Origin of the sequence: Bradyrhizobium sp. SZCCHNS3052 (genome assembly GCF_032484495.1) — a bacterium.
In the GTDB taxonomy this organism is placed as follows: domain Bacteria; phylum Pseudomonadota; class Alphaproteobacteria; order Rhizobiales; family Xanthobacteraceae; genus Bradyrhizobium.
This window is the reverse complement of sequence record NZ_JAUETB010000001.1, coordinates 873,156-896,848: the sequence shown is the minus strand read 5'-3', so window position 1 is coordinate 896,848 and position 23,693 is coordinate 873,156. Positions and strand designations below refer to the sequence as shown.

The 23,693-nt window shown below is 63.6% G+C and carries 18 protein-coding genes and 1 pseudogene; 3 read left to right on the top strand and 16 right to left on the bottom strand.

Translation table 11 applies throughout. The features are described from left to right. Positions 1-33: 33 nt before the first annotated feature. Genes QX073_RS04035 through QX073_RS04025 form a run of 3 tightly spaced genes read right to left on the bottom strand, consistent with a single transcriptional unit; the run spans position 34 to position 4,590 of the window. On the bottom strand, positions 34-1,272 hold the full coding sequence (locus tag QX073_RS04035) for an ABC transporter substrate-binding protein (protein ID WP_316225350.1): 1,239 nt from the start codon (positions 1,270-1,272) through the stop codon (positions 34-36). Between the two features lie 42 nt (positions 1,273-1,314). After that, positions 1,315-3,105 carry a thiamine pyrophosphate-binding protein gene (locus tag QX073_RS04030; RefSeq protein ID WP_316225349.1) on the bottom strand — a complete coding sequence of 597 codons (1,791 nt, stop codon included), beginning with the start codon at positions 3,103-3,105 and terminating at the stop codon, positions 1,315-1,317. 30 nt (positions 3,106-3,135) lie between these two features. After that, positions 3,136-4,590, bottom strand: a complete 1,455-nt coding sequence (locus QX073_RS04025) for an aldehyde dehydrogenase family protein (RefSeq protein WP_316225348.1) — start codon at positions 4,588-4,590, stop codon at positions 3,136-3,138. 156 nt (positions 4,591-4,746) lie between these two features. On the opposite strand from QX073_RS04025, the gene QX073_RS04020 reads away from it, so the two are divergent. Next, positions 4,747-5,718 carry a LysR substrate-binding domain-containing protein gene (locus QX073_RS04020; protein WP_315718515.1) on the top strand — a complete coding sequence of 324 codons (972 nt, stop codon included), beginning with the start codon at positions 4,747-4,749 and terminating at the stop codon, positions 5,716-5,718. Positions 5,719-5,784: 66 nt separating this feature from the next. On the opposite strand, the gene QX073_RS04015 is transcribed toward QX073_RS04020, so the two are convergent. From QX073_RS04015 to QX073_RS03980, 8 genes and pseudogenes are all read right to left on the bottom strand, one after another. Then, positions 5,785-6,318, bottom strand: coding sequence for a GlcG/HbpS family heme-binding protein (locus tag QX073_RS04015; RefSeq protein ID WP_316225347.1), 534 nt, complete (start codon positions 6,316-6,318; stop codon positions 5,785-5,787). A gap of 93 nt (positions 6,319-6,411) precedes the next feature. Beyond that, on the bottom strand, positions 6,412-7,710 hold the full coding sequence (locus tag QX073_RS04010) for an MFS transporter (protein WP_316225346.1): 1,299 nt from the start codon (positions 7,708-7,710) through the stop codon (positions 6,412-6,414). 265 nt (positions 7,711-7,975) lie between these two features. Then, positions 7,976-8,845, bottom strand: a complete 870-nt coding sequence (locus QX073_RS04005) for a transporter substrate-binding domain-containing protein (protein ID WP_316225345.1) — start codon at positions 8,843-8,845, stop codon at positions 7,976-7,978. Next, positions 8,842-8,964 (bottom strand): annotated as a pseudogene (locus QX073_RS04000) (MBL fold metallo-hydrolase); the annotation flags it as partial. The gene QX073_RS04005 and the pseudogene QX073_RS04000, both read right to left, overlap by 4 nt. 159 nt (positions 8,965-9,123) lie before the next feature. Continuing rightward, positions 9,124-10,560, bottom strand: coding sequence for an MmgE/PrpD family protein (locus QX073_RS03995; RefSeq protein WP_410052356.1), 1,437 nt, complete (start codon positions 10,558-10,560; stop codon positions 9,124-9,126). A gap of 17 nt (positions 10,561-10,577) precedes the next feature. Then, on the bottom strand, positions 10,578-12,035 hold the full coding sequence (locus tag QX073_RS03990; protein ID WP_316225343.1) for an MmgE/PrpD family protein: 1,458 nt from the start codon (positions 12,033-12,035) through the stop codon (positions 10,578-10,580). Further along, entirely contained in the window at positions 12,025-13,056 is a 1,032-nt protein-coding gene (locus QX073_RS03985) for a PdxA family protein (RefSeq protein ID WP_316225342.1), read from the bottom strand. The genes QX073_RS03990 and QX073_RS03985 overlap by 11 nt, the downstream gene beginning before the upstream one ends. A 5-nt stretch (positions 13,057-13,061) precedes the next feature. Next, positions 13,062-14,372 (bottom strand): cation:dicarboxylate symporter family transporter, encoded by a 1,311-nt coding sequence (locus QX073_RS03980; protein WP_316225341.1) that lies wholly within the window; start codon positions 14,370-14,372, stop codon positions 13,062-13,064. Between the two features lie 136 nt (positions 14,373-14,508). Between QX073_RS03980 and QX073_RS03975 the strand changes: the two genes are divergently transcribed. After that, positions 14,509-15,444 (top strand): LysR family transcriptional regulator, encoded by a 936-nt coding sequence (locus tag QX073_RS03975; RefSeq protein ID WP_315749806.1) that lies wholly within the window; start codon positions 14,509-14,511, stop codon positions 15,442-15,444. A gap of 272 nt (positions 15,445-15,716) precedes the next feature. Then, entirely contained in the window at positions 15,717-17,252 is a 1,536-nt protein-coding gene (locus QX073_RS03970; protein WP_316225340.1) for a PLP-dependent aminotransferase family protein, read from the top strand. 118 nt (positions 17,253-17,370) lie between these two features. Here QX073_RS03970 and QX073_RS03965 read toward each other — a convergent pair whose 3' ends face one another. The 5 genes from QX073_RS03965 to guaA all read right to left on the bottom strand — a co-directional run bounded on the left by QX073_RS03965 (position 17,371) and on the right by guaA (position 23,452). Continuing rightward, on the bottom strand, positions 17,371-18,015 hold the full coding sequence (locus QX073_RS03965) for an FMN-binding negative transcriptional regulator (protein WP_316225339.1): 645 nt from the start codon (positions 18,013-18,015) through the stop codon (positions 17,371-17,373). 70 nt (positions 18,016-18,085) lie between these two features. Next, the gene (locus tag QX073_RS03960) at positions 18,086-18,232 is read right to left on the bottom strand and encodes a rubredoxin (RefSeq protein ID WP_410052360.1); all 147 of its coding nucleotides are present in this window, start codon (positions 18,230-18,232) and stop codon (positions 18,086-18,088) included. Between the two features lie 1,335 nt (positions 18,233-19,567). After that, the gene (locus QX073_RS03955; protein WP_316225337.1) at positions 19,568-20,347 is read right to left on the bottom strand and encodes a DUF3800 domain-containing protein; all 780 of its coding nucleotides are present in this window, start codon (positions 20,345-20,347) and stop codon (positions 19,568-19,570) included. A gap of 724 nt (positions 20,348-21,071) precedes the next feature. Continuing rightward, positions 21,072-21,656: a hypothetical protein gene (locus QX073_RS03950; protein WP_316225336.1), complete on the bottom strand. Its 585-nt coding sequence runs from the start codon at positions 21,654-21,656 to the stop codon at positions 21,072-21,074. A 191-nt stretch (positions 21,657-21,847) separates the two neighbouring features. Then, positions 21,848-23,452, bottom strand: coding sequence for a glutamine-hydrolyzing GMP synthase (gene guaA / locus QX073_RS03945; protein WP_316225335.1), 1,605 nt, complete (start codon positions 23,450-23,452; stop codon positions 21,848-21,850). Between the last annotated feature and the right edge of the window lie 241 nt (positions 23,453-23,693).

Genomic DNA, 23,693 nt, shown 5'->3' with positions numbered 1-23,693 from the left:
CAGTACGCTGCAGGAACAAGGGTCGCCGCCGCCTCAGAGCGAGGGCATGCTGCAGCCGATATCCTCCCTGGTACCGAACGCCTTCGCCGTCTCCTCGGCGGTCGCCGAGGTGTTCTTCAGCACGTCGAAATAGTCGAACTTGTCGGTGATCTGCTTCTTGATCTGGACGATGACGGCCGGGCGCACCAGCTGGTGATCCCAGTCGCGGAAGAAGAACGGAAACTCGCCTTCGGTGTTCTTCCACTGCTCGAGATGCGCCACGAGCTGAGCGGCCTCGGTCGACTTCGCCGCCTCGATCGATTCCAGCAGCGCCCGCATGCCGATCCAGCCCGACCACGTCTTGTCCGATGGCGGCTGATTGTACTTCTTCTTGAAATCCTCGATCAGCTTCTGCTCGGCGGGGGTATTCTTCGGATTGTTGTAGTACCACGGCTTGATGTAGATGCCGGTCGAGGCCTGCGGCCCGACGTCCCAGAAGTCGGTGTCGGTGACGGCGACCGCCGCATAGGGGATCTTGTCCTTCATCCCCATCTCGTTCCACTGCTTCAGGAAGTTGGAGAAGTCGCCGCCCACCAGGCCGCCGACGATCACGTCCGGCTTGGCCTGGCGGATCTTGAGGATGTAGGAGCTGTAGTCCGCGGTGTTGATCGGCACCTCGTCGACCCCGACCTCGGTGGCGCCGACCTGCTTCAGCATCGCGCGCGAGGCGCGCAGGATGTCCTGGCCGAAGGCGTAGGACGCCGTGATGAAATAGACCTTCTTGCCGATGCTGGAGACGTAGGGCATCAGGCCGGCCATTTGAACCGGCACGGTCGCCTGGGTGCGGAACGTGTACTTGCTGCAGCTCTTGCCGGTGATCTCGCTGGCCGCGGCGCCGGTCAGGATCAGCGGCACCTTCTCGCGATTGGCAACGCTCATCATGGCGAGCGCCGAGGACGAGTAGTTGCCGCCGACCACGGCGACCACCTTGCTCTCGTCGACAAGCCGCTGCATGTTCTGCTGCGACACCTGGGGATTGGGCTCGTCGAGCCAGACCAGCTCGATCGGGCGGCCCAGCACCTTGCCGCCGGCCTGCTCGACCGCAAGCGCGCTGCCGCGTTGCAGGTACTCACCGATCGAGGCGCCCGGCCCCTGCTTGGCATAGATCATGCCGATGCGGACGGGCCCGTCGGACTGGGCTCGCGCGGGACCGCCGGCGCCGAGCACGGATGCGGCAGCCACGCCGGCCGACGCGCGCATGAAGGATCGCCGGTTCAGATCACGCTTCAACATGGTGCTCCTCCCTCTCAATGTTGTTATCTTTGTTTTGTATCGTCAGTCGCGTTTGTAAGGCTTGCCGAACACCGGCTCCTTGAATGGGATCGGCGGCAGCTCCCAGGTGCCCGTCGATGGCGGGCGCACCTCGGCGTCGACATGCAGATCGATCACGCAGGGGCGGCGGTTCTTGATCGCGGTCTCGACTGCACCGCGCAGGTCGGCGCTGCGGGTCACCGTCACGCCGTCGGCGCCGCAGGCGCGCGCCCAGGCCGCGAAGTCGGGGTTGTAGCGATCTCCGCCGGGCCCCTGATTGCCGCGATAGAACGCGGTGCCGAGCTCGCGGCCCTCGAACAGGCCATACTGCAGATCGCGGATCGCGCTCCAGGCGAAGTTGTTCCAGACGATCCAGACGCACGGCAGGTCATATTCGACGGCCGTGGCGACGACGTAGGGCGCCATCATGAAGCCGCCGTCGCCGACGACGGCGACGCAGGGACGGTCGGGCGCGGCCAGCTGCGCGCCGAGCACGCCGCAGACGCCGAACCCCATCGACGAAAAGCCCCAGCTGTTCAGCATGCTCTGCGGCCGCTTCGGCTGCCAGAACTGCATGAACCAGTTGTGATGCACGCCGGAGTCGAGCGACAGGATGACGTCGTCCGGCAGCACGTCCTGCAGGGCTCCGACGACATATTCCGGCCGGATCGGCGTAGTGTCGGCGCTGAAGTGCGGCCGCACGAACGCCTCCCACTCCGCCTTCCAGGTCCCGATCTGGTCGCGCCACGCCGCGAAATTTTCGCGGCGGATCGCGGGGCGACGCTCCAGCGCCGCGAGCAGTTGCCCGGCGAAGGTCTTGGCGTCGGCGATGATGCCGAGCGTCGGCGGATAGTTGCGGCCAAGCTCCGCCGGATCGATGTCGACCTGCAGCAGCCTGGTCGACGGAAAATTCCACGAGTAGCCCTGGTGCCAGCTCGAGGACGAGCGATCGTCGAAACGCGTTCCGATGCAGAGCACGAGATCGGCGTGACGGCCGGCCTGGTTGGCCGGATAGGCGCCGTTGCGGCCGATGAAGCCGAGCGTCAGTGGATCATCCGCCGGCACGCAGCCCATGCCATTGGGCGAGGTGATGACTGGAATGCCGTAGCGGCTCTGCAGCGCGCTGATCTCGGGACCGGCCTCCGAGAGCGTCGTGCCCTGCCCGATGAAGAACACCGGCCGCCTGGCGGCTTCGATCAGATCGAGCGCCCTGGTGACGTCGGCCTCGCTCGCACTCGGCCGGTGACTGCCGTGAACATGCGACAGCGCCGGCAGCTCGACGTCGGCCTCCTCCTGGAAAACATTGTACGGGATATCGAGATTGACCGGGCCGGGACGTCCCGTGACCATGGTGTCGAAGGCTTGGCGCAGCGCCAGCGGCAGCATGTCGACGCGGCTCGGCTGGAACGAGCGTTTCACCACCGGGCGCAGCACCTGGGCGAAATCGGCTTGGTTGTGCGCGTACAATTCCTGGAACGGCGCGCGATTGGCCTGCGACGTCGGAACATTGGCGGTGATCGCAAGGAAGCTCGAGGAGTCCGACAACGCAGTTGCGAGCGACATCACCATGTTGGCCGAGCCCGGCCCGGTCGAGGTCAGGGTCGCGACCGGACTGTGTTTGACGCGGAAATAGGCGTCGGCCATGTGGCCGGCGCATTGCTCGTGGCGGGGCGAGACCAGCTTGACGCGGTCACGCACCTGGTAGAGCGCATCAAGAATGCCGACATTGCCGTGTCCGCAGATGCCGATTACGAAGGGCACCTTCTGCTTGACGAGATATTCGGCGATGACTTCGCCGCCCTTCATCTTGGTCATGGTCAGATCCTTGTCAGGTGACGGTTCGCGTCATGCGAGGATCGTCACGATACGCTCTTCGCTCATTTCGCGGATCGCGTAATGCGGCCCTTCGCGGCCGAACCCGGAATCCTTGGAGCCGCCATACGGCATAAGGTCCACGCGGGAGCTCGGAGTCTCGTTGATGTGAACGCCACCGACTTGCAATTGCCGCGCGGCCTGCAGAGCCTCGTCCAGGCGTTTTGTGAAGATGCCCGTGGCAAGTCCATAAGGTGTGTCGTTGACGCGCGCGATCGCCTCGTCCAGCACATCGAAGGGCGCGACGCACATCACAGGCCCGAACACTTCCTGGCAGCCGAGCGGGGTCGCCTTGTCGACATTCGTGAGCAGCGTGGGAGGAACCACGGCGCCCACCCGCGCGCCACCGACCAGACGCCGCGCGCCGTTCTGCTCGGCCAGCGCGATCCAGGACTCGATGCGCTGCGCGGCGGCCTCGCTGACGACCGGCCCAACAACGGTGTCGTCCTCGCCGGGGTCTCCGTAGGGCAGCCCGGCAACGAGCTCTGAAAGTCTCTGCTCCACCTGCCCGATCAGCGAACGCTGCACCAGCAGCACCTGGATCGATGTGCAGACCTGGCCGGCCTTGCGGAAGCCCGCGTTGACGACCTTCGGCAGCGCAATATCGAGATCGGCGTCCTCGCAGATCACGCAGTGCGAGATCGAGCCGAGCTCCATCTGCGTGCGGCGCAGTCCCGCCTTGCTTTGGATGATGCGGCCGACGTCCGTGCTGCCGGTGAACGCGAAGAATTTCACGGCAGCTTCGCTCATCAGCCAATCGGCAACCTCGCTATCGCCATGCAGCACCGACATCAGGCCCGATGGCAGACCCGCCGCGATCAGGCACTCCGCCATGATGCAGGACGTCATCGGCGTATGCAGCGACGGTTTCAGCACCACGGCGTTACCAGCCGCCAGCGCAGGCGCAACCTTGTGCGCCACCGTATTGAGCGGAGCATTGAACGGCGTAATCGCGGCCACGACGCCGAGCGGCACGCGGATGGTGAAGCCGATGCGGCCCTTCTGGCCTGCGGCCCCTTCCATCGGCACCATCTCGCCGGCCAGCCGCCGCGCCTCTTCGGCGGAGAGCCGAAACGTCGTCGCACAACGCTGGACTTCGCCCATTGCATCGCGGCGTGGAAAGCCCGCCTCCTGGCGCAGCACCTCCACCAGCTCCGACGCACGCTTCTCAAGCTCGACCGCAGCGCGATCGAGGATGAGGCCGCGATCATAGGGCGTCAGTACATTGGCTTCGAACGCCCGCTCCGCGGCGACAATGCAGCTGCGGACCTGCTCGCGCGACGGCAGATGCGCGGACATGGCGGGCCGCAGGCGATATTTGTCGAGCACGGCGACGGTGTGCGGACCATTCACCCATTCCCCGGCGATCAAAAGGCGGCACGATGGCAGACCGGCCGACGCCTGTCCCTGAACCGCAGCGTCCGCCATCGTCTGGTTCCTCCCAAAGGGTCTTCACACCTGTTACCCTCGTCCTTAGAGAGAAATTGACATTAGCAAAAATACTGTTTTGGATTAGTTGCCATAAGCTGAGCATATAGCCCGGCGGCAAGGTCTCGTTCTTCCCAAGCAGTGCGGTTCCCGCTCATGGATTTGCGTCAGTTGCGCTATTTCGCCCAGATCGTCGAGAGCGGCAGCCTGTCGAAGGCGTCGCGCTGCCTGTTCGTTGCGCAGCCCGCACTGAGCCAGCAGATCGCAAAGCTCGAGGAGGAAGTGGGCAGGCCCTTGCTGCAGCGCTCCTCGCGCGGCGTGATCCCGACCGAGAACGGCCTTGCGCTCTACCATCACGCCCGGTTCATGCTGCGGCAGCTCGACCATGCGCTGTCGATTGCCCGCCAGGATTCGGCAGAGGTCAGCGGCATGGTATCGGTCGGCTTGCCCGCGACGACCGTGCTCGCGATCGGGCTGCCGCTCACCAAGTGCATCCGCGCCAAATATCCCGGCATCCTGCTCAACGTCGTCGAGGGAATGAGCGGCCACATCGCCCACATGATGCGGCTTGGCCAGCTCGACCTGGCCATCCTGTTCAACAACGACGTGTCATCCAAGCTCGACGCGATTCCGCTGCTCGACGAGGAATTGTTCGTGCTTCTCCCTGCCGACAGCCCGCTGGTGCCGCGCCACCGTTGCAGCATCACAGTTGCAGAAGTTGCAGAGCTGCCCCTGATCCTGCCGACGGGAACTCATGGCCTGCGCCGGCGTGTAGCTGCGGAGTTCGAGCGGCGCAACATCACGCCGAATGTGGTCGCCGAGATCGACTCGCTCTCGCTGGTGATGAGCTGCGTCGGTGAGGGCATCGGGGTCACCATCAAGCCGATGTCGGCGCTGCAGGCAGGAGGACGAAGCAGCGAGGACTGGCGCGCCCTGCCGATCTCGGACGCCCGGATCACGCGACGCAACTATGTCTATTCGATCAAGCCGGACCTGCTGGCGCCTGCAGCCCTCGCCGTCGCCAAGGAACTCCAGGATACTGCGCGAACGCTCGTCACATCCGGACAATGGCGCGGCGTCAGCTTGGTCGACGACTCCATGTCTTCCGCCATCCCGCCGGCGGCCTAGCGCACGCGCCGACCGTCTGACCGGCGGTCGCGACTGCATCACGCCCCGCCTCCGGCCCGGTCTCGTCTACTTCAGCGCCGCTTGCCCGGCCAGGGATACGACGTTGTCCTGGGCGCCCGACCCACCACTCACACCGACGGCACCGATGATCTTGCCATCCACGACCAGCAGATTGCCGCCTCGCGATGCGATCATGTCATCGAGCGTGGCGAGATAGGCGAAATACGCACCTTTGCCCAGCAACGTCTCGAACACCAGCGTGGGGCGTCGATAACGTGCCGACGTGCGCGCCTTGTGCTGAGACAGGCCGATCGACGCATATTGGCAATTGTCCTGCTTTTCGAAATAGACCAGATCGCCGCTCGGATTGACCACGGAGATGCAGAATGCGTTCCAATTGCGCTTCGTCGTTTCGGCAACGGCCGCAGCAGCCACCTTCTTGGCCATCTCCAGGCTGATCGGCTCGCCATAAGGAGGCGGCGTCAGTGCATCCGCGACCGCGTCGTTGGGATTGTCGGTGTTCGATGTCTGGGCGAGGCTGTTCGATAAGTGCAGAGCTGCGACGCATGCGATGACGCTCAAAGTGGTCCGATAGTGCATGTCTTCCTCCCGACCCTGTTGCCTTCTCCGTGCTCTCGTCGGCCAGCCTGGGCGCCTTGTTTCGCTCGACGAGGCGTGTCGTTCTCAGCCTCCTCATTCCGACGGCCGTGCTTGGAGGTTGCCGAGATCTCCCGGCTGCCCTGCTTGCATCTCCAACGGAGTCATACGCTGCAGGTCAGCGCCGCTCGTCTCGGGCAAAGCCATCGCGGCGATGAAAGCAAGTCCATAGGCGGCGAGCGCGCAAAGGCCCATCGACAAGCCAAGAGGATGCGACGCAGCAAGCACGCCCACGGTCGCAGGCACGACCGAGCCAAACCCACGCCCGCCACCGAGGCAGAAACCCTGCCCGCTCGCACGAATCTCGGTCGGAAACAATTCGGCAAAGGTCGGCAACATTCCTGATGCCAACCCACCCTGGAACGCGCCCAGAAAGAAGCTGAGCAGGATCGTCGCGTTGGCGCCGATCGGAGCAAGCAGGTAGATGCTCGCGTTCACGGCCTGGCATAGCAGGAAGATCATGAACGCGGGACGCCGGCCCGTGCGATCCGAAAGCCAGCCATAGAGCAACGGTCCGACCAACGAACCCAGGATGTTCATGGCAAGATAACCTGCACTGCTCCCCACGGTCAGGTTGAGGACGGTGCGCAGATAGGTCGGCAGCCACGTGATCATCACATAGGCACCGCCGAAAATGCCGGTGGCCATCGTGACCGCCGCCACGGTACGCCGCACATGGGCCCTGGTGAAGATCGTCCAGGCGGGCAGTCCGGCTGCCTTGTCCGCGCGGCTTTGACGATAAAGCCCGGACTCCGGCACAAGGCGGCGGATGAAGAACACGAGAAAGGCCGGCGCGATGCCGACCGCAAAGAACACGCGCCAGCCGAGCTCTTCAGAAAACAGCGATGAAATGACGGGGAGCAGCGCGACGGAAATCGCATAACCCACCGCGTAGCTGCTCTGCACCGACCCGGCCACCCGGCCGCGAAGCGCGGGCCTGACGACCTCGCTGATCAGGACGCCACCCACGGCCGCCTCACCGCCGTAGCCGAGGCCCTGGAGAAAACGCACGATCAGCAAGTAGTTGAAGCCGGTCGCGAAAGCCGATGCGAGCGTGAACAGGGCAACCCAGAGGATCGTCAGTTGCAGGACCTTGATGCGGCCGATGCGATCGGCAAGGATCCCCCCGCCCCAGCCACCGATGGCTGCACCGACGAGGGCTGCGGTCGCGAGATAGCCGGCTTCAGGGCGCGTCAGTCCGATTGTTGCAATCAGCGCCGGGATGACCAGCGCGTAGATCGTCGAATCCAGCGAGTCGAGACCAAAGCCCGCGAAGCAAGCCCAATACGTCCGGCGTTCGACCTCGTCGAGTTCGGAATACCAGCCCAGTTTCATGATCGTTCACTTTCAGGCCAGGACTCGAACCAGATGCGCTTCTTCGTTGGCCGGGAGAACAAGCGCGAGTGCAGTACAATCGGGTGGCCGCATGGACCATGCAGGCGCACTTTCCGAGCGTGCCTGCCGGTCGTGTCCATCATGATTGCCGACAGCTTCATCGCCCGCCGATTGGAGATAGACGGAATTCCAGCACAGCCAAAATACGATTTGGCGTTGGCGCTCATAAGCCAAAGATATGGCTTGGCCGGAGTTCACCACGGCATCACGGGGCGACCTTGGCGGTGACAAATCCACTTTGATCGAGCACTCGGCGCACCGTGCCATTCGCCTTGGCATCTGCAAGAAATCGGGCCGCCCACTCCCGCGCCGTCACTTTGCCCTTCGGGACGACCACGACGACGCCCGTTGATTGGATGACCTCGTTCAAGACCCGGCTGCCCGACAGGCGCCGCGACAGCTCCTCCAAGGCTTCCATGCCCATGGCGAGGGCGTCGAGCCGACCCTGGCCGATCAGCTCAGCGGCCTCTTCAGGCTTGATGAATTTCGTCACGCTGGCACTTTTCATGCTCGCCTCGACCGTTCTGGACGTCGAGGTGCCTTCGATGCAGCCGACCCGGATTCCCGGACGGTCGATATCGGCGACGGCCGTGATGTCCGAGTTCGCGCGAATGAGATACCCGCTCATGTAGGCGACATAGGCAGGTCCTTGATCGACGAACTGCTCCCGCTTGCGATCCGCCGGCATGAAGGACAGATCCCACGCCCCTTTGCTGCCGGCGGCCGCGATTTCGTCCGAGCTCTGATATTCGACGAGCTCAAGCGGCACATTGAGCTTGCCCGCGGCCGCCTTCGCAAGTTCGACTGTCACGCCGACAGGCTTGCCTGTCGCCGGATCGCGTGTCGTCCAGAACGCCGAGGCGGCCGGCCCGACCGCAACAGCTACGCGCAACACGCCGGCCGGAGCGATCTCGCGCGCATCCTGCGCAGCTGCTCCCGCCATCATGGCCCAGAAGCCCAAGCCAAGGCTTGCGATGGCAAAGCCAAGCGATGCGAGCGGACCGGTCGATTTCATGCGTGGTCTGGCGCGATCCGACATCGGTACCGCCGTGCTGACAATGTGCCGGTCTTTCATAGCGTCGGATTCCACGATGATGGGATCAGCCGATAGCCGGCGCCGTCTTTCTCGACGCGTCCGACCGACGGGAACGCGAAGTGGAATCCGATCACGGTCGCCTTCTCCGCTGCCGCATCAGCCTCAGCTTCATGTCTCGTCCCTCCCGCTTCGTCTTCTTTTTTCGTCAATCCGCAGAATGCACCGGAGAAGACCGAGCCGACGAGCCGCCCGCCGCGCCGCCAAGGGAATGGATCAGACGATGATGTTCCGTCGCTTCTCATCGCCGTGACAGCCGATCACGCCGCGAATAGTGCGCGCAACCGGCCGATGTCGTCGATTTCTTCGAGCCGCCCAACCATGTCGATCAGCTTCTCCGTCTTCTCACGCCCCAGAACGGGCGTCATCAGATCCCTGGTCTTGACGTTGACGGCCTCCGTGCCCAGCGGATTCTCCTTGGTGCCCGGCGGGTGTCTGGTGAAATGATCGACCTTGCGGCCATCGACCAGAGTCACCTCGACGATCGCACCGCGTGGCGCGGCCGGATCCATCAGACTCTTGTCGCCTACAAGCGTCACCTTCCCACGCTGCTTGAGGATCATCGGGTCGCGCATCAGCGCGACATCATGGCTGTCGGCGAATGAGACGGCCCCCTTGACCAAGGCGAGTGCGACGAGATGCCGACAGTTCACGTCGGGCATGGCGCTGTCGCCGACAATGCCCATCGCGTCGGTCGGAAGCTTGACCAGGATGCTGCGGACGTTGTCTGGAGTGAGCCCTTGCTGTCGGCGCAGCGTGAGCAGCGCATCCAGCGGCGACTGGATCGGATAGCCGACCGAAAAGGTCTTGATGGCCGTCTCCGTGACGTAGAAGCGGCTGCCGAGATCCCTGACCATCTCCTCCGGCTTCGGATCGCTCGACAGCGCGATGAACAAATTGTGGGTCCCATCGAGCACGTCATCGACGCCGGTGAGCCCGGCCATCACCATGTCGACGGCCATCACGCCGTTGCGCGCGCCCATGCCGGCGAAATCGAACGCCTTCTCGATGTGGTCCTTGTCCTTCACCCAACTCCACAGCCCCGAGACCTGCTGTGCCGAGTACGAGATGGCGTGACGCATGCCACGCTCGTCCAGTCGCGCCAGCGAGGCCGCCGCGCCGAGCGCACCGAATGTCGACGACGTGCCCTCGGCACTGCGATGCGAGCCACGCACCAGGTCCGGTCCGAGCGCCATCAGAAGCCGGCAGGTCAGGTCATAGCCGAGCACAACGGCGCGGATCACGTCGCGCCCATTGCGATGCTCCCGTTCAGCCATAGCGAGCGCGGCAGGGATGACCGCGCACCCCGGATGCGCCTTGGTGACCGGTTCGAAATCGTCGGTCTCGTCGGCGTGAGCGCACATGGCGTTGGCCATCGCCGCATTGACGGCCGTCGTCCGGACGTCGGAGCCGACGACGGACGCCTGCGGCGCGCCGCCGAGGCTGCGCACGTATCTCAGCGCCATCTCGCCCGGATGCATCCGAGCGCCGGACACCATGGCACCGAGCGTGTCGAGAATGCGGTGCTTGCATGCGAGCATCACCTGCTCCGGCAGCTCCTGGTCACGCGCCGCAACCATGTAGCGCGCCAGGCGCTCGGTCACGCCCGGGCCGGCGGCCCGGGAGAAACGGATCGGCATCGCCGAGATTGCAGCAAACGCCCCCGCCGATTGCAGCAGACGGCGGCGCGACGACATGGCCCTCCTCGCCATCGTCAGGCCGACGCCGACATCTTCGCGATGTCGGCAGCATTCGACACACTCTCGACATTCCAGCAGGCGTCCATGATCCGCCGGATCGACGCCGCCGGAACGATGCCGTCGGCGAGGTCCACGAACTTCGCCTCGAGCTGCTGGTCGGTCATCGGCACTTCCACGCTGCCGGCGGCGTGCTCGATGCGGCGGCTGATCTTCCGCCCATCCTTCAGCACGATCGTCATCTCGACCTGCTCCGGCTTGATCTCGGGCGTGATGACCGGAATGACCTTGCTACGCAGCGACAGCACCGTCGGATCGGTTACCGCGCGATCGCTGAACTGCTTCTCTCCGCCCGCGCCTTCCACGATCGCCACGGCCACCGCATGAAAGATGCTGAACTTGCCCTCGAGCCCCTGCTGCGGCGTCTTCTTGCCGGTCAGCTCGAGCACGAGCGGATTGACCTTGAGATCGACGTGATCGATCTGGTCGCCCGTCAGCCTGTTCTCGTTGCGCAGCTGAATCGCGGCATCGATCGCCGGATGCAGCACGATGCCGCAGGCGAACGGCTTGTAGGTGTTGAGCGCGGCTTCGTAACGCTTGCCGAGATCGCCGACGATCTCGCCATAGTCCTGCTTCGTGCTGATCGTGTTGGCCCAGCCGCGCTTCGCCTCGATCATCCCGTCCGACGACGTGAAATTCTTCGACGCCAGAAGGGCGGCAAATATGCCGTTTGACGCCGCACGGCCGGGGTTGAAGCTCTTGTTCATGGACCCGAACGATTCGCGCAGGCCGACCGGCTGCGACGCGGCGAGGCCCAGCGCCCAGGTCATCTGCTGCTCGTTGAGCTTCAACAGCTTGCCGGCAGCCGCAGCCGCGCCGAACACCCCGGCAGTCCCGGTGATGTGCCAGCCGACATCGTAGTGGTTCGGATAGACGGCGTTGCCGATCCTGCACTCGGTCTCGACACCGAGGACGAGCGCATTCAAGAACTCCTTTCCGGACACCGGCTGCATTTCCGAGAGCGCAATGATCGCCGAAACCACCGGGCCGGCCGGATGGATGATCGTCTTCAGATGGGTGTCGTCGAAATCGAAGATGTGGCTGGACACGCCGTTGATGAAGGCGGCGTTCATGATGTCGAACCGCTCGCGCCGGCCGAACAGCGACGCCTGCTGCGGGCCGGAGAACGGCGCCAACGCCGCGACCGCGATGTCGACCGTTTCGTGTCGCGACCCGCCGATCGCGACGCCGACCCAGTTCAGCAGCGTCCTCACGCCTTCCTTGCGGACCTTGACCGGCAGATCATCATATCCCGCCGAGACGATGTACCGCGCAAGCGTACGCGTGACCTCCTTGGGCGGCGCCGCGGCGGGCGCCGCCGGTGCCTGAGCCTGTGCAAATGCCGCATTCGCGCCGACCGCGGACAAGGGAAGAGCGGCGGCGGCCTGAAGCAGGGTCCTGCGATCAGTGTGCATGTGACATCTCCCGGGCTTTGAACGAGGCCAATTGCGCGGCGAGCCGGACCGCGCTTTCGAGCGCGCCGGTGTCTGCGACGCCCTTGCCGACGATGTCGAACGCCGTGCCGTGCGAGGGCGTGGTGAAGACGGTCTCGAGGCCGGCCGTGACGGTCACTCCGCGATTGAAGCCGCGCAGCTTCGTCGCGATCTGCCCCTGGTCATGATACATCGCGACGACGCTGTCGAACTCGCCGGCAAACGCGCGAATGTAAACCGTATCCGCCGGATACGGACCGCTGCAGACAATGCCCTGTTTCGCAATCGCCTCGACCGTCGGCTTGATCATCTCGATCTCGTCGCGACCGAACAAGCCGCCCTCGCCGGCATGCGGATTCAGTGCGGCCACGGCGATCCGCGGCGCGGCGACTCCGGATCTCCGCATCATCCTGTCGACGAGGACCACCGCATCGGTGATCCGCGGCGGGCTGATGTCGTTCAGCGCCTCGCGCAGGGACTGGTGCCCGGTGACGCGCGACATCCATTGTCCATCCAACACGTTCATTTCAGAAAAATACGTACGGTGCCCGAGCAGGTCCGCGAACATCTTGTGCTCGTCCGGGTACCTCCAGCCGCCGTCGAACATCGCCCGCTTGTTCAAGGGCGCGAAGGTGATGGCATCGATCGCGCCGTCCTTGGCAAGATCGATCGCCCGCGACAGCGTCTCTCCGGTGAGCCGCCCGGACTCGGCGCTGGCCTTTCCGATCGGGTGCCTCGACGGGTCGGTGTTGCCGAGATCGATCAGCTGGATCTTGCCGGAAACCCAGGAAGCCTCCCTGGGTGAGCCGATCCGCTCGATATCGAAGCTCACGCCGGCATGCGCCATTCCCATCTCCAGCACGCGGGCATCGCCCACCACGACGAGGCGCGCCGCATCGGCCAGGCGGTGATCGGAGAGGATTCGCGCCGTCTGCTCAGGACCGATACCGGTGCAATCACCGGGAACCAGCGCCACGATCGGCAAGTCTTCACTGAGAACCATGGATCCTACTTTGCTGCTTTCATCTGGACGACCCGCCCCCAATCGTCGCGGTCGAATTCACCATCCCATTTCGCCACCACGATCGCGGCCACTGCGTTGCCGATGGTGTTGGTGATGGCGCGCGCCAGCGACATGAAGCGGTCGGTTCCGAGCAATAGCGCGAGGCCTTCGACAGGCAGCCCGGCCGCAACGACAGTCGCCGCCAGCGCGGCGAACGCTCCGCCCGTGACACCGGCTGCGCCCTTGCTGGTGAACAGCATCACGACAAACAGGCTCAACTGCTGCGCCGTGCTCAGCTCGATGCCGTAGACCTGCGCCACGAAGATCGTGGTCAGCGGCAATGTCAGCGCCACGCCGTCGAGATTGAAGGAATAGCCGGACGGAATGACGAGACCGGTCACGGCGCGTCCCACCCCCGCCCTTGGCAGCTTCTCCATCATTCCGGGAATCGCCGTCTCCGACGACGACGTTCCGAGCACGACGAGAAGCTCGGGGCGCAACAGCCGGAGCAGGTCCATCAGCCGGATGCCGACCAGACGGCAGATCATTCCCAGGACGACGAAGATGAAGAACGCCATCATCGCCCAGGCCGTCCCGACCAGGAGCGCGAGGGCGTACAATGTGGCGGCGCCGAATTTGCCGACCGTGAAAGCCATGGCGCCGAAGGCCCCGATCGGCGCCAGCATGACGACGACATGGACCACGCTGAACACGAGCTCGGTCAACCGCTCCATGCCCGAGCGCAACGGCAGCGCCTTTTCGCCGAGCATCAGGAGGCCAATGCCGCACAGAAGCGCGAGCACGAGAACCTGAAGCACGTCGCCGCTGGCAAAGGCGCCGAAGAAGCTTTCGGGGATCATGTGCTGGATATAGGCCGACAACGAGCCGACATGGGTCTGCGCATAGCGGGCCACGGCTTCGGCCTGTTGCGGGGTGGCGTGCGCCACACCCGCGCCGGGCTGGACCCATCGCACCACGATGAAGCTGAACAGCAGGCAGAGCGTCGTGACGATTTCGAAATACAGGAAGGCCTTGAGTCCGATGCGCCCGACCGCCTTCATGTCGCCGACCTGCGCGATGCCGGTCACCACGACCAGGAACACCAGCGGCGCAATCGTGACCTTGATGAGCGAGATGAAGCCGTCGGCGAGCGGCTTGAATTCGAGCGCTGCAGCCGGAAACAGCGCGCCGACAAGCGCGCCGAGCACGGCGCCCGCCACGATCAGGACATAAGGCTCCCGCCAAAGCGAGCCGGCACGGGGGGCAGCAGCCTGCGTCGGGAGCGCCTCGGACAAAGGAGTCGTTGTGATCGTCAATTCCGTTTCCTCCCGCCTCGTGCTCTTCGGCGCTGCAAACAGCGTCTCCGCGGCCCTTGTCTTTGGCCTGACATTGGACCAGCCGGTGCCGCGGTGCTAATGCCGTATTGGAATAATTCAATAACAAGCTGGCATCATGGACCTGAGCTGGATCGAGGATTTCCTCGCTATCGCGGAGGACGGCGGCTTCTCCCGCGCAGCGCTGCGCCGGCACGTGACGCAGCCGGCCTTGAGCCGGCGGATCAAGTCGCTGGAAGCGTGGCTTGGAGCGCCTCTGTTCGAGCGCAGCACGCATGTCGTGAAGCTGACGCCGGCGGGGGAGAGTTTTCGTCCGGTGGCGGAGGACGTCATTCGCAGGCTGTCAAACGGCCGCGAGGAGGCCCTGGAAGCGGCGCGCCTCAAGGCCGAGACCGTTCAATTCGTCGCCACCCACGCACTGTCGCAGACGTTCTTTCCGGACTGGATCCGCCGGGTCGACCGCGCGCGATCCGGATCCGCCGTTCAGCTCGTGGCGTCGAACTTCGCCGGGTGTGAGAAGCTCCTGCTCGAGGCCCATGCGCATTTCATGCTGGCGCATTACCATCCATCGCTCGCCAGCCGTCTGAATAACGATCGCTTTCAGCGCATCGATCTCGCCGACGACGTCCTGGTCCCAATCAGCGCGACCGGTTACAAGGCCGTCACGCGCAGCGGTCGCCGGCGGCAATCGATGCCGCGGTTTGCGCTGCCTGGCTCTGCGGACAAGCCGCTGCCCTATCTCGCCTATCATCCGGGTTCCGGCGTGGGCCGCATCGTGACCGCGTTCCTCGCGACGAAGCAGCCGAGCGCCATGCTGCTCCCCAGCTTCTCAGCACCGGTGATGCTGCTCATCAACATGGCCCGAGAAGGCCGCGGGATCACCTGGGCTCCACGCAGCCTGGTCGAGCTCGATCTCCAGAGCGGCCGATTGGTGAGAGCCGGCCCGAAGGACTGGGACATCAAGATCAGCATATGCCTCATCCGCGCGCGGGCGCGGATGATCCATGCCGCTGAGAGTCTTTGGAGCACGGCAAGGAAGTTGGCAGCGACTTAGCCAATTGGCGAAGATGGCTGCATAGCCAGCGTTGCTGGTCAGCCCAGGCAGGGCTTCGGCGTCGCGCTCCATCTCCGCATGTCCAGCGCCTCTTCGACCCGCTACCAGCGGCAGGTTCCGGTATGCGAATTCGTAGCCCGATACCCTGATCGGGTTCTTTCTCAGTTCAAACCTTCGCAAACCCTCGCAATTGGAGCGAATCCGACACCGGCGTCTGGAACTGATCTATTGTTTGGTCCAAGATTCGGGAGAACAGTTGGACCAGAGAACCGATGGCACGACGCCGAACCATCATCGCAATTCCCTCGCTGGGCTCGCTCGACCGGACTGCCGGCCGCGTTGGATACCAACTGACTCAAGCGCTTCGCGAGGCGATATCGAAGGGGATCCTGAAGCCTGGCGAGCGACTGCCATCCACTCGCGCCCTTGCCAATTCATTGCAGCTCGCGAGAGGAACCGTCATCGAGGCGTTTCATCAGCTCCATGCAGAAGGCTACCTCGAGGCCCGGGCCAGAGGCAGCACGATCGTCGCGAACGTCAATGCCGACACCGATTTGATGACCCGCGCTCCGGCGTTGATCGAACGCGCAGACCCCAGTCCTCTGTTGCCGGAGAAAGTCGCCCGTCTTGCTGAGGTCGCGCGGACTCTCCGGCCTCAAGACCCGGCGCCGTTTGCGATCGCTCATCCCGCGGGTGCAGTTGCCCCCGGCGACCAATGGCGACGGCTTGGCAATCGTGTCCGGGCTCTGCGGGCAGCCGCCCCGTCGGGCTACATTGATCCCAAAGGATTACCCGATTTGCGGATCGCAATTGCCGACTATGTGCGGAAGGCTCGGGGCGTGAAATGCGAGCCCGATCAGGTCATCGTTACGGCAGGCACGCAACAGGGGCTTTTCATATCAGCGACCGTCCTTCTCTCTGACGGCGATGCCGTGTGGGCCGAAGACCCGGCCTACCCCGGCATCATCGCCGTGCTCGAACACTTCAATGTCCGGACTTTCCGGATTCCCGTGGATGATCAGGGCATCGACGTCCAAGATGGTCTCGTCCGGTGCCCGAACGCCCGGCTCGCTTTCGTCACACCGTCGCATCAGTATCCGTTGGGCATGCCCATGAGCATGGCGAGACGCACCGCGTTGCTGTCGTGGGCGCGGCAGAACAATGCCTGGATCGTCGAAGACGACTACGACAGCGAACTTCGCTACGCCGGACATCCATTTCCATCGTTGCAGGGACTCGATCCCGCGCGCGTCGTTTACCTTGGGACGATGAGTAAGGTCCTGTTCTCCTCGATGAGGATCGGATATGCGATCGTTCCCCCTCCCCTGGTCGACGCGTTCGCTGGCGCGCGCGCCCTCATCGATCGCCATTCGCCGGCGGTCGACCAGCACGTCCTCGCGCAGTACATGCGCGAAGGCCATTTCGAAGCCCACATCCGGCGCATTCGCGGCGCTTACGCAGAACGACGCGCCGCCCTGATCTCCGCCCTTGCCAAGGACCGACCGTCCTGGGCAACGCTGCAGCCGAGCGACCAGGGCATGCACCTGTTACTTTGGCTTCCGCCCGGCCTCGACGATGTCACGGTTGCGGAGCAGGCGCACAAGGCGGGGCTGGTGGTGCGACCGATCTCGCCCATGTACCATGCGACCCCGCCTCGTGGCGGACTCATGCTCGGGTTCGGCGGCTTTTCGATTGCGGAGCTACAGTCCGCCGTCGTCCGCCTCAGAGGCGTCCTCGATGCATGCGTCGCAGCCAAGGGGACGGCTCGCCCATCCAAGCCCGCGCCGCTGAAGGCGGTCGGATCGTGAGACAGTCGCTCATGCTCACACCGGCGCGCCGGACGTCTCCTCGCCCCGCGTGGGGACGCTGACAAATACGAAGCCTGGATCGCTCGCGCGCTGCTCTTATCGCCTGATTGCCGCGTCTCTACTCCTGGCTTGCCTTGACGGCTGCGGCCGCCAGCATGGCGTCTCCGATGAGATGCTCGCCTCGTTCTTTCAAGGCCTCGCCTGCGGAGCGCATGTCCCGCACCTCCTTGTTCTGGCTCAGCTTGGATTTTCCGACCAGGTTCGTGATTGCGATCTCCAGCCCGACGATCGCCTTGAGCATCGTGTCGATATAGTCCTTCGGACCGTCAGTCATCTTCCAAGGGACCGGTTGAGACGCTTCATGCTTCCGTGTCAAACGGGCGACATTGCCACGCACGTAACGTTCGTCGTCGTGAATGGTCACGCGCCCGTACGCATGCGCGACGAGATAGTTCCAGCTCGGCACCTGCTTGTGGAAATCCTGCTTGCTCGGGTACCATTGAGGGGAGATATAGGCGTCAGACGCGCGGAACACCACGAGCACCTCAGCGCCAGTGTCCAGATCCCGCCACACCGGGTTCGCGCGCGCCACGTGGCAGTGCAACGTTCCCCACTGCCCCTGCGCTCTATTCAGCTCGAACGGAATATGATTGGCGTCCAAGCCGCTCTTGCCGTGCGTGATCAAAATGCCAAGCGGATTCTTTTCGATCAGATCGTAGAGCATCTCAGGACGGGCTTCGTCGAAGTGCGAGGGAACGTACATTGCAACTCCTTCGGCAGGAAGAGAACGCCACGTCACCGTTGACGGTCACGCAGCCATTGTCAGGATTTGTTCAGACCTCGACCATCGCGAAGTCGCTCTTGCCTGCACCACAGTCGGGGCAGATCCAATCCTCGGGCACGTCCTGCCAACGCGTGCCGGCTGGAATGCCGTCGTCGGGCCATCCGTCGCGTTCATTGTAGACGAGTCCGCAGAGCACGCATGTCCAACTCTTGTAGACGGGCGCTTCAGCGGTCGTTGCGGAGTTCGGGTGAGCGCTGTCCTTGCTCATGATGGCTTGTCCTTGTGTCAGGAGGCGGTTCACGAGCGATTTAGGTCAGGCCTGCCCCATTCAACAGTGCCAGTTCTTGGCATTATCACTGGACCAGAATTGTCCTTGATGGGACGGCTTGCCAGCTCCGTGCGGGCCGGGCGGTCCAACACGGCAGCTACCGGCCTCCAGAGGCGGCAGTTAAAGTCCTCCAGGCTGCGGAGCCACGCGATTAGAACCGATCACATCCCTCAGGATTGTACCCGCCCGGGCGGCAGACTCGATGCGTTGCCTGAAGATGAGCTGCTCGTCGCCATTGTCGATTTGCCGAGCGGGAGCTTTCCTGCATGATCCCCTTGCCGGACCGCTCTCGGTGGCGTGCTCAAACGTCGCCCCGACGGCCGGGCCGACCTCAACTGATCGATAATCCCGCAATGCCCGCGAATGCAGACAAGATCGGTGGCGCGGGCGTGTCCTGGCGACGCTGCCGCGCAGTGCTTTGACGCCACTGGATAGACGGCAGATCACCCTGCGACTGTCCACCTGATCAGGACATGGCACGGGTGCGTTGTATACGTTTCAAACAGCAGGCAAGGCTAAGCCATCTCGCGGCGGCATCCGCCCGAGTTGTCATCTTGAGTGAACCTCTTCGTCCGAAGAAGAGGCGCAGGGAAGACCGGGTATCAGCTGATACCCGCGGTCCGCGTGCAGCAAAAAGCACGCGGCAGAACCACAGGTTCAGCCCAATATCCGGCCTTCCCTGCGCGACGGTTTGACGGGTTATAGGCGCTCTCCCCGGGGATCGGCTGTCTTGCCCCCGTCGCCAGCGGATCATCATCCCCACTGGCTTGGCATCAGCACCGGGATGCCAGGACCACACCACTTCGCCGTCGCCTCGCTCCGTTCGTCGGCGCGGGCTTTGACACCCGGCTGCAGAGCAACGCGCCCGTCGCATCTCCGGCTCGACGCTCGTGACGATCGCGAAACGTCCCTCTTCAGCGAGCCGGGATGCGCGGAAATGTGGAGGTGATTTGCCCGACGTGACAAGGGAGAAGTTCGCGACAAACTGGCACGACGGGCAGTTGGCGCATGCGGGGCATGCAAGGATTGCCCGTCGGGCAGATGGTCAGTTGGACGACGACGGGTGTCCGCGCGCGGCTTTTGCCGTTGCTACGTCGCGACCGACTTTCTCAATCGCAGCGAGGGGCCAACGAGGTTCGTGCAGCGTTACCGTAACTCCGAGCGCCTTTGGTGGGCGCTTCTTCTTGCAGGTCCCTGCAATGCCTAAGGCTTCCGAGCCATGTTCTCTTTGAGGCGCTCTACATTCTCAAGTTCGATCCGGTGGAAGAGTTCGATGTCTTCGAGCGTGAACAGGGGATGCAGCATCATCATGCCCTGCATCTCTTGAGAGAAGGGCACATGGTTGGGGTCTTCTCCCCGCAGGTACGCCTCGCTCCACTTGAGCGTCGTGTGGACGACGATATCAGCGGCTTGGAGCTGGACGATTTCCTTCGAGGAGCCAAACTCGAACGTAACCGCCCTGTTGGGATCAGGGTGCCCCGGAAAGCGCCAGGCATGCTCGCGGAGTTGCTCAGTCTTCCAATCGGCGATGTCGCGGCTGATCTTCTCGCGTCCGTCGCCCTGATCACATACGATCTCGACGCCCTCGTCAGCAGGATACTGGTTGATGCGATGGATGAGTACGGTAAGGCACCAGTCCAGGGCGTAGTAAGTGCCATCTTTCAAATGGTGAGAGTGCTGCTTCCGGCGCCACTGCTGATAGGCATCCTTGGCGAGTACACAGGCGAAACTTAGCGGCTTGTGTTCAGCGAGAAGGCGGCGGATTTCCTTGCCTAGGGCGACGTGATCGCTTTCCCGCATTCGCATGAACTCGCCCTTACGCGCCCAATATTCTGTAGCATGGAAGCGATATTCAATTCCAAAGCGGTCGAGCATCGCCCGCCAACTGTGTTCGAAGTTGGTCCAAAGTTCCTGGGGCGAAACTACGCCTCCGACGACGATGAGGTCGTCGCTCCAGCTGGCATCGAGGAACGCCTTGAGCATAAAAGACCTTCGGAAAATGAAAGGCTCGGGCTTCGTCTTGGGCGAAAGCTGCTGAAGTTTAGGCTTGGGTTTAGGCTTGGGTTTAGGCTTGGGTTTAGACTTAAGACTGCGCTTAAAGCTGAGAGCAATGCAGAGGAAGGGGTTGAACCGTAGGGAATCCCGCACTAGAAATAGTCAAGCAGAACTTGACGACTCAATAAGTCAAGGCAGTGGGAGAACGTGGCGTGGACCATCTTAAGCAGATGGTAACCAGTCCCCAGCGAGGCTCTGGCGAGAGCGACTCGCCATTGAACCCTCAACTCAGTTTTACCGACCGAATTTTGCCTGGTCGGACACGTAATTTCCGGTAACCCCGGAAATGGGAAGGGGCCGCCCGTAGGCGACCCCTGGGTTAGGAGAAGTTCTGTCGGGCCGTCCTCAGCGGCTCGGCAGTCCCCTACAGTGGGAGCATACGAGCTCCCATTTGCCGAGGCGGAACCGCCAATAGGCGATCACGCGCACGGGCATGTGCAGCGGACAGGACAGCATGGTCCCTCCTTTGTCACCGAGCGGCCTGAGCCCGCACGCCCCTTGGGGGCCTGTTGTCAGAGCCCCAAGCCTTTGATGAAGGAGCCGGGACTGGACCGAATCGGTGTTGCACAAGCACAACGTACCAGAAAAACAAGAGTCCCCTAAAGGCGACTCAGCCGCTTTCCTCCACTAATGAACAGGGGATGACGGACCATCAGCGCAAGGCCTCCTCACGGGCTTTGGTGGTGAGCGCCACGTTGTGGCCGTTGCGGGTGATGGTGCCGTTGTTCTTCAGGGCCGTGAGCATAGGAGAGATGCTGCCCATCGGAACCTCTCTGCCCTTGATGCGCTGCAAACAATCCTGAATCTCGGTTGCCGTCCACCATACGTCCGCGCAGTTCTCAAGCAGCATAAGCGTCAACTGCTCAAGGTTTTCGTTTCCGGCCATCAGCCTCTTGACGATCTCGACCACGTCTTCCTCTTCCTCCTCCTCTTCACCGAGGTTCGTCATCGCCGACGACAAGACACTCCTAGGCGGAAGGGGCGCGTGCTGTGGTACCTGCGCGGTGCCCAGGACTGCGCCGGACGTGAGGGCGTTAGGCTTCGGGACCGGCGGCGGGGGAAGATGGGGTCCGAGCGGCGGCGTGACTGGCATAGGCGGCTTATCGCCAAGCCCGCCCAAACGCATAAGCGTCTTCTCGGCCGCGTAGAGTTCGCGGTCCTCCTCCGTGAGTGAGGTCAGCAATTCCTGGATCTTCTGACGGCGCTGGCGCACGTCCTGGAGCGACGGATTCGACATACCAAGGTGTATATGCTTGAACCAAGCTTCTGCCAAGGCTTCGACGGGAGTTTTTCCAATCTTTGGGGATAAACCTAGAACAATCTTTGGTATGCCAAGCTTCAGGAACCTACCGGTTCAGTAATACCATTGTTCGGACCAATATCAGCCGAACAGATGGCGTCGCGATATCCCGCTCATGATGACCTACCTTACTCCCACTCAATCGTCCCCGGCGGCTTTGACGTCACGTCGTACACCACCCTATTCACGCCCTTCACCTCGTTGATGATGCGCGTGGCAACCGCGCCCAAAAACTTCATATCGAACGGATAGAAGTCCGCCGTCATCCCGTCCGTCGAGGTGACGGCGCGCAGGCCGACGACGTAGTCGTAGGTGCGGCCGTCGCCCATGACGCCGACGGTCTTGACGGGGAGCAGCACGGCGAAGGCCTGCCAGATGGTATCGTAGAGGCCGGCTTTGCGGATCTCGTCGATGTAGATGGCGTCCGCTTTCCGCAGGATGTCGAGCTTGTCGACCGTGATCTCGCCGGGGCAGCGGATGGCCAGCCCAGGGCCCGGGAACGGGTGGCGGCCGACGAAGACGTCGGGCAGACCGAGCTCGCGGCCGAGCACGCGGACCTCGTCCTTGAACAATTCGCGCAACGGCTCGACCAGCTTCATGTTCATGCGCGCCGGGAGGCCGCCGACATTGTGATGCGACTTGATCGTCACCGAGGGGCCGCCGGTGAAGGAGACGCTCTCGATCACGTCGGGATAGAGCGTGCCCTGCGCCAGGAAATCGGCGCCGCCGATCTTCTTCGCTTCGGCCTCGAACACATCGATGAAGAGGCGTCCGATGGTCTTGCGCTTCGCTTCCGGCTCGGTGACGCCTGCGAGCTCGCCGAGGAAGAGTTTCGAGGCGTCCACATGCACCAGCGGAATGTTGTAGTGGTGCCTGAAGAGATCGACGACGGTCTCGGCCTCGTTGAGCCTGAGCAGGCCGTGATCGACGAACACGCAGGTGAGCTGGTCGCCGATCGCCTCGTGGATCAGCACCGCGGCGACAGCGGAATCAACGCCACCGGAGAGGCCGCAGATCACCTTGCCTTTCCCCACCTGGGCGCGGATCTTCTTGATCTCCTCGGCGCGGAAGGCGTGCATGGTCCAGTCGCCGCCGAGGCCGGCGATGTTGCGGACGAAGTTGCGGATCAGCTTGGCGCCATCGGGCGTGTGCACCACCTCGGGGTGGAACATCAGGCCGTAGTACTTGCGCTGCTCATCCTGGATCACGGCGAACGGCGCGTTGGGCGAGACGCCGGCCACCGAGAAGCCCGGCGGCATCTGCGTGATGCGGTCGCCATGGCTCATCCACACCTGGTGCTGCTCGCCGGTCTGCCAGACGCCCTCGAACAGGCGGCTTTCCGTCTTCACCTCGACGTCGGCGCGGCCGAACTCGCGGTGGTGCCCGCCCTCGACGGTGCCGCCGAGCTGGGCGGCCATCGTCATCTGGCCGTAGCAGATGCCCATCACGGGGACGCCCGAGTCGAAGATCAGTTGCGGGGCGCGCGGGGAGCCGGCCTCATGGACGGATTCGGGGCCGCCGGAGAGGATCACCGCCTTGGGCTGCATCTCGCGGAAGGCGGCCTCCGCCTTCTGGAACGGCACGATCTCGCAATACACGCCGTCCTCGCGCACCCGGCGCGCGATCAGCTGCGTGACCTGGCTGCCGAAATCGACGATCAGGATCTTGTCGTGGAGCGCGGCCACGGAGGTGTCAGTGGCGGCGCTGGCGGGGGTGTTGGGCTGGGCTGTCATGGCAAGGAATTACGCCGAGAGCACGAGTCCCGCAACCCTTCGCCGGGGTTGACGCCCTTTCCTCCCCGTCATTCCGGGGCGCGCGGAGCGCGAGCCCGGAATCCATAACCACGACCGGGAGTATGGATTCCGGGCCCGCGCCAAGGGGCGCGTCCCGGAATGACAGCGTGCTTGTGGCAACGCCGTCATGCCCCGCGAAGGCGGGGTATCCAGTACGCCGCGGCGTCTCGGTCGGCCACGA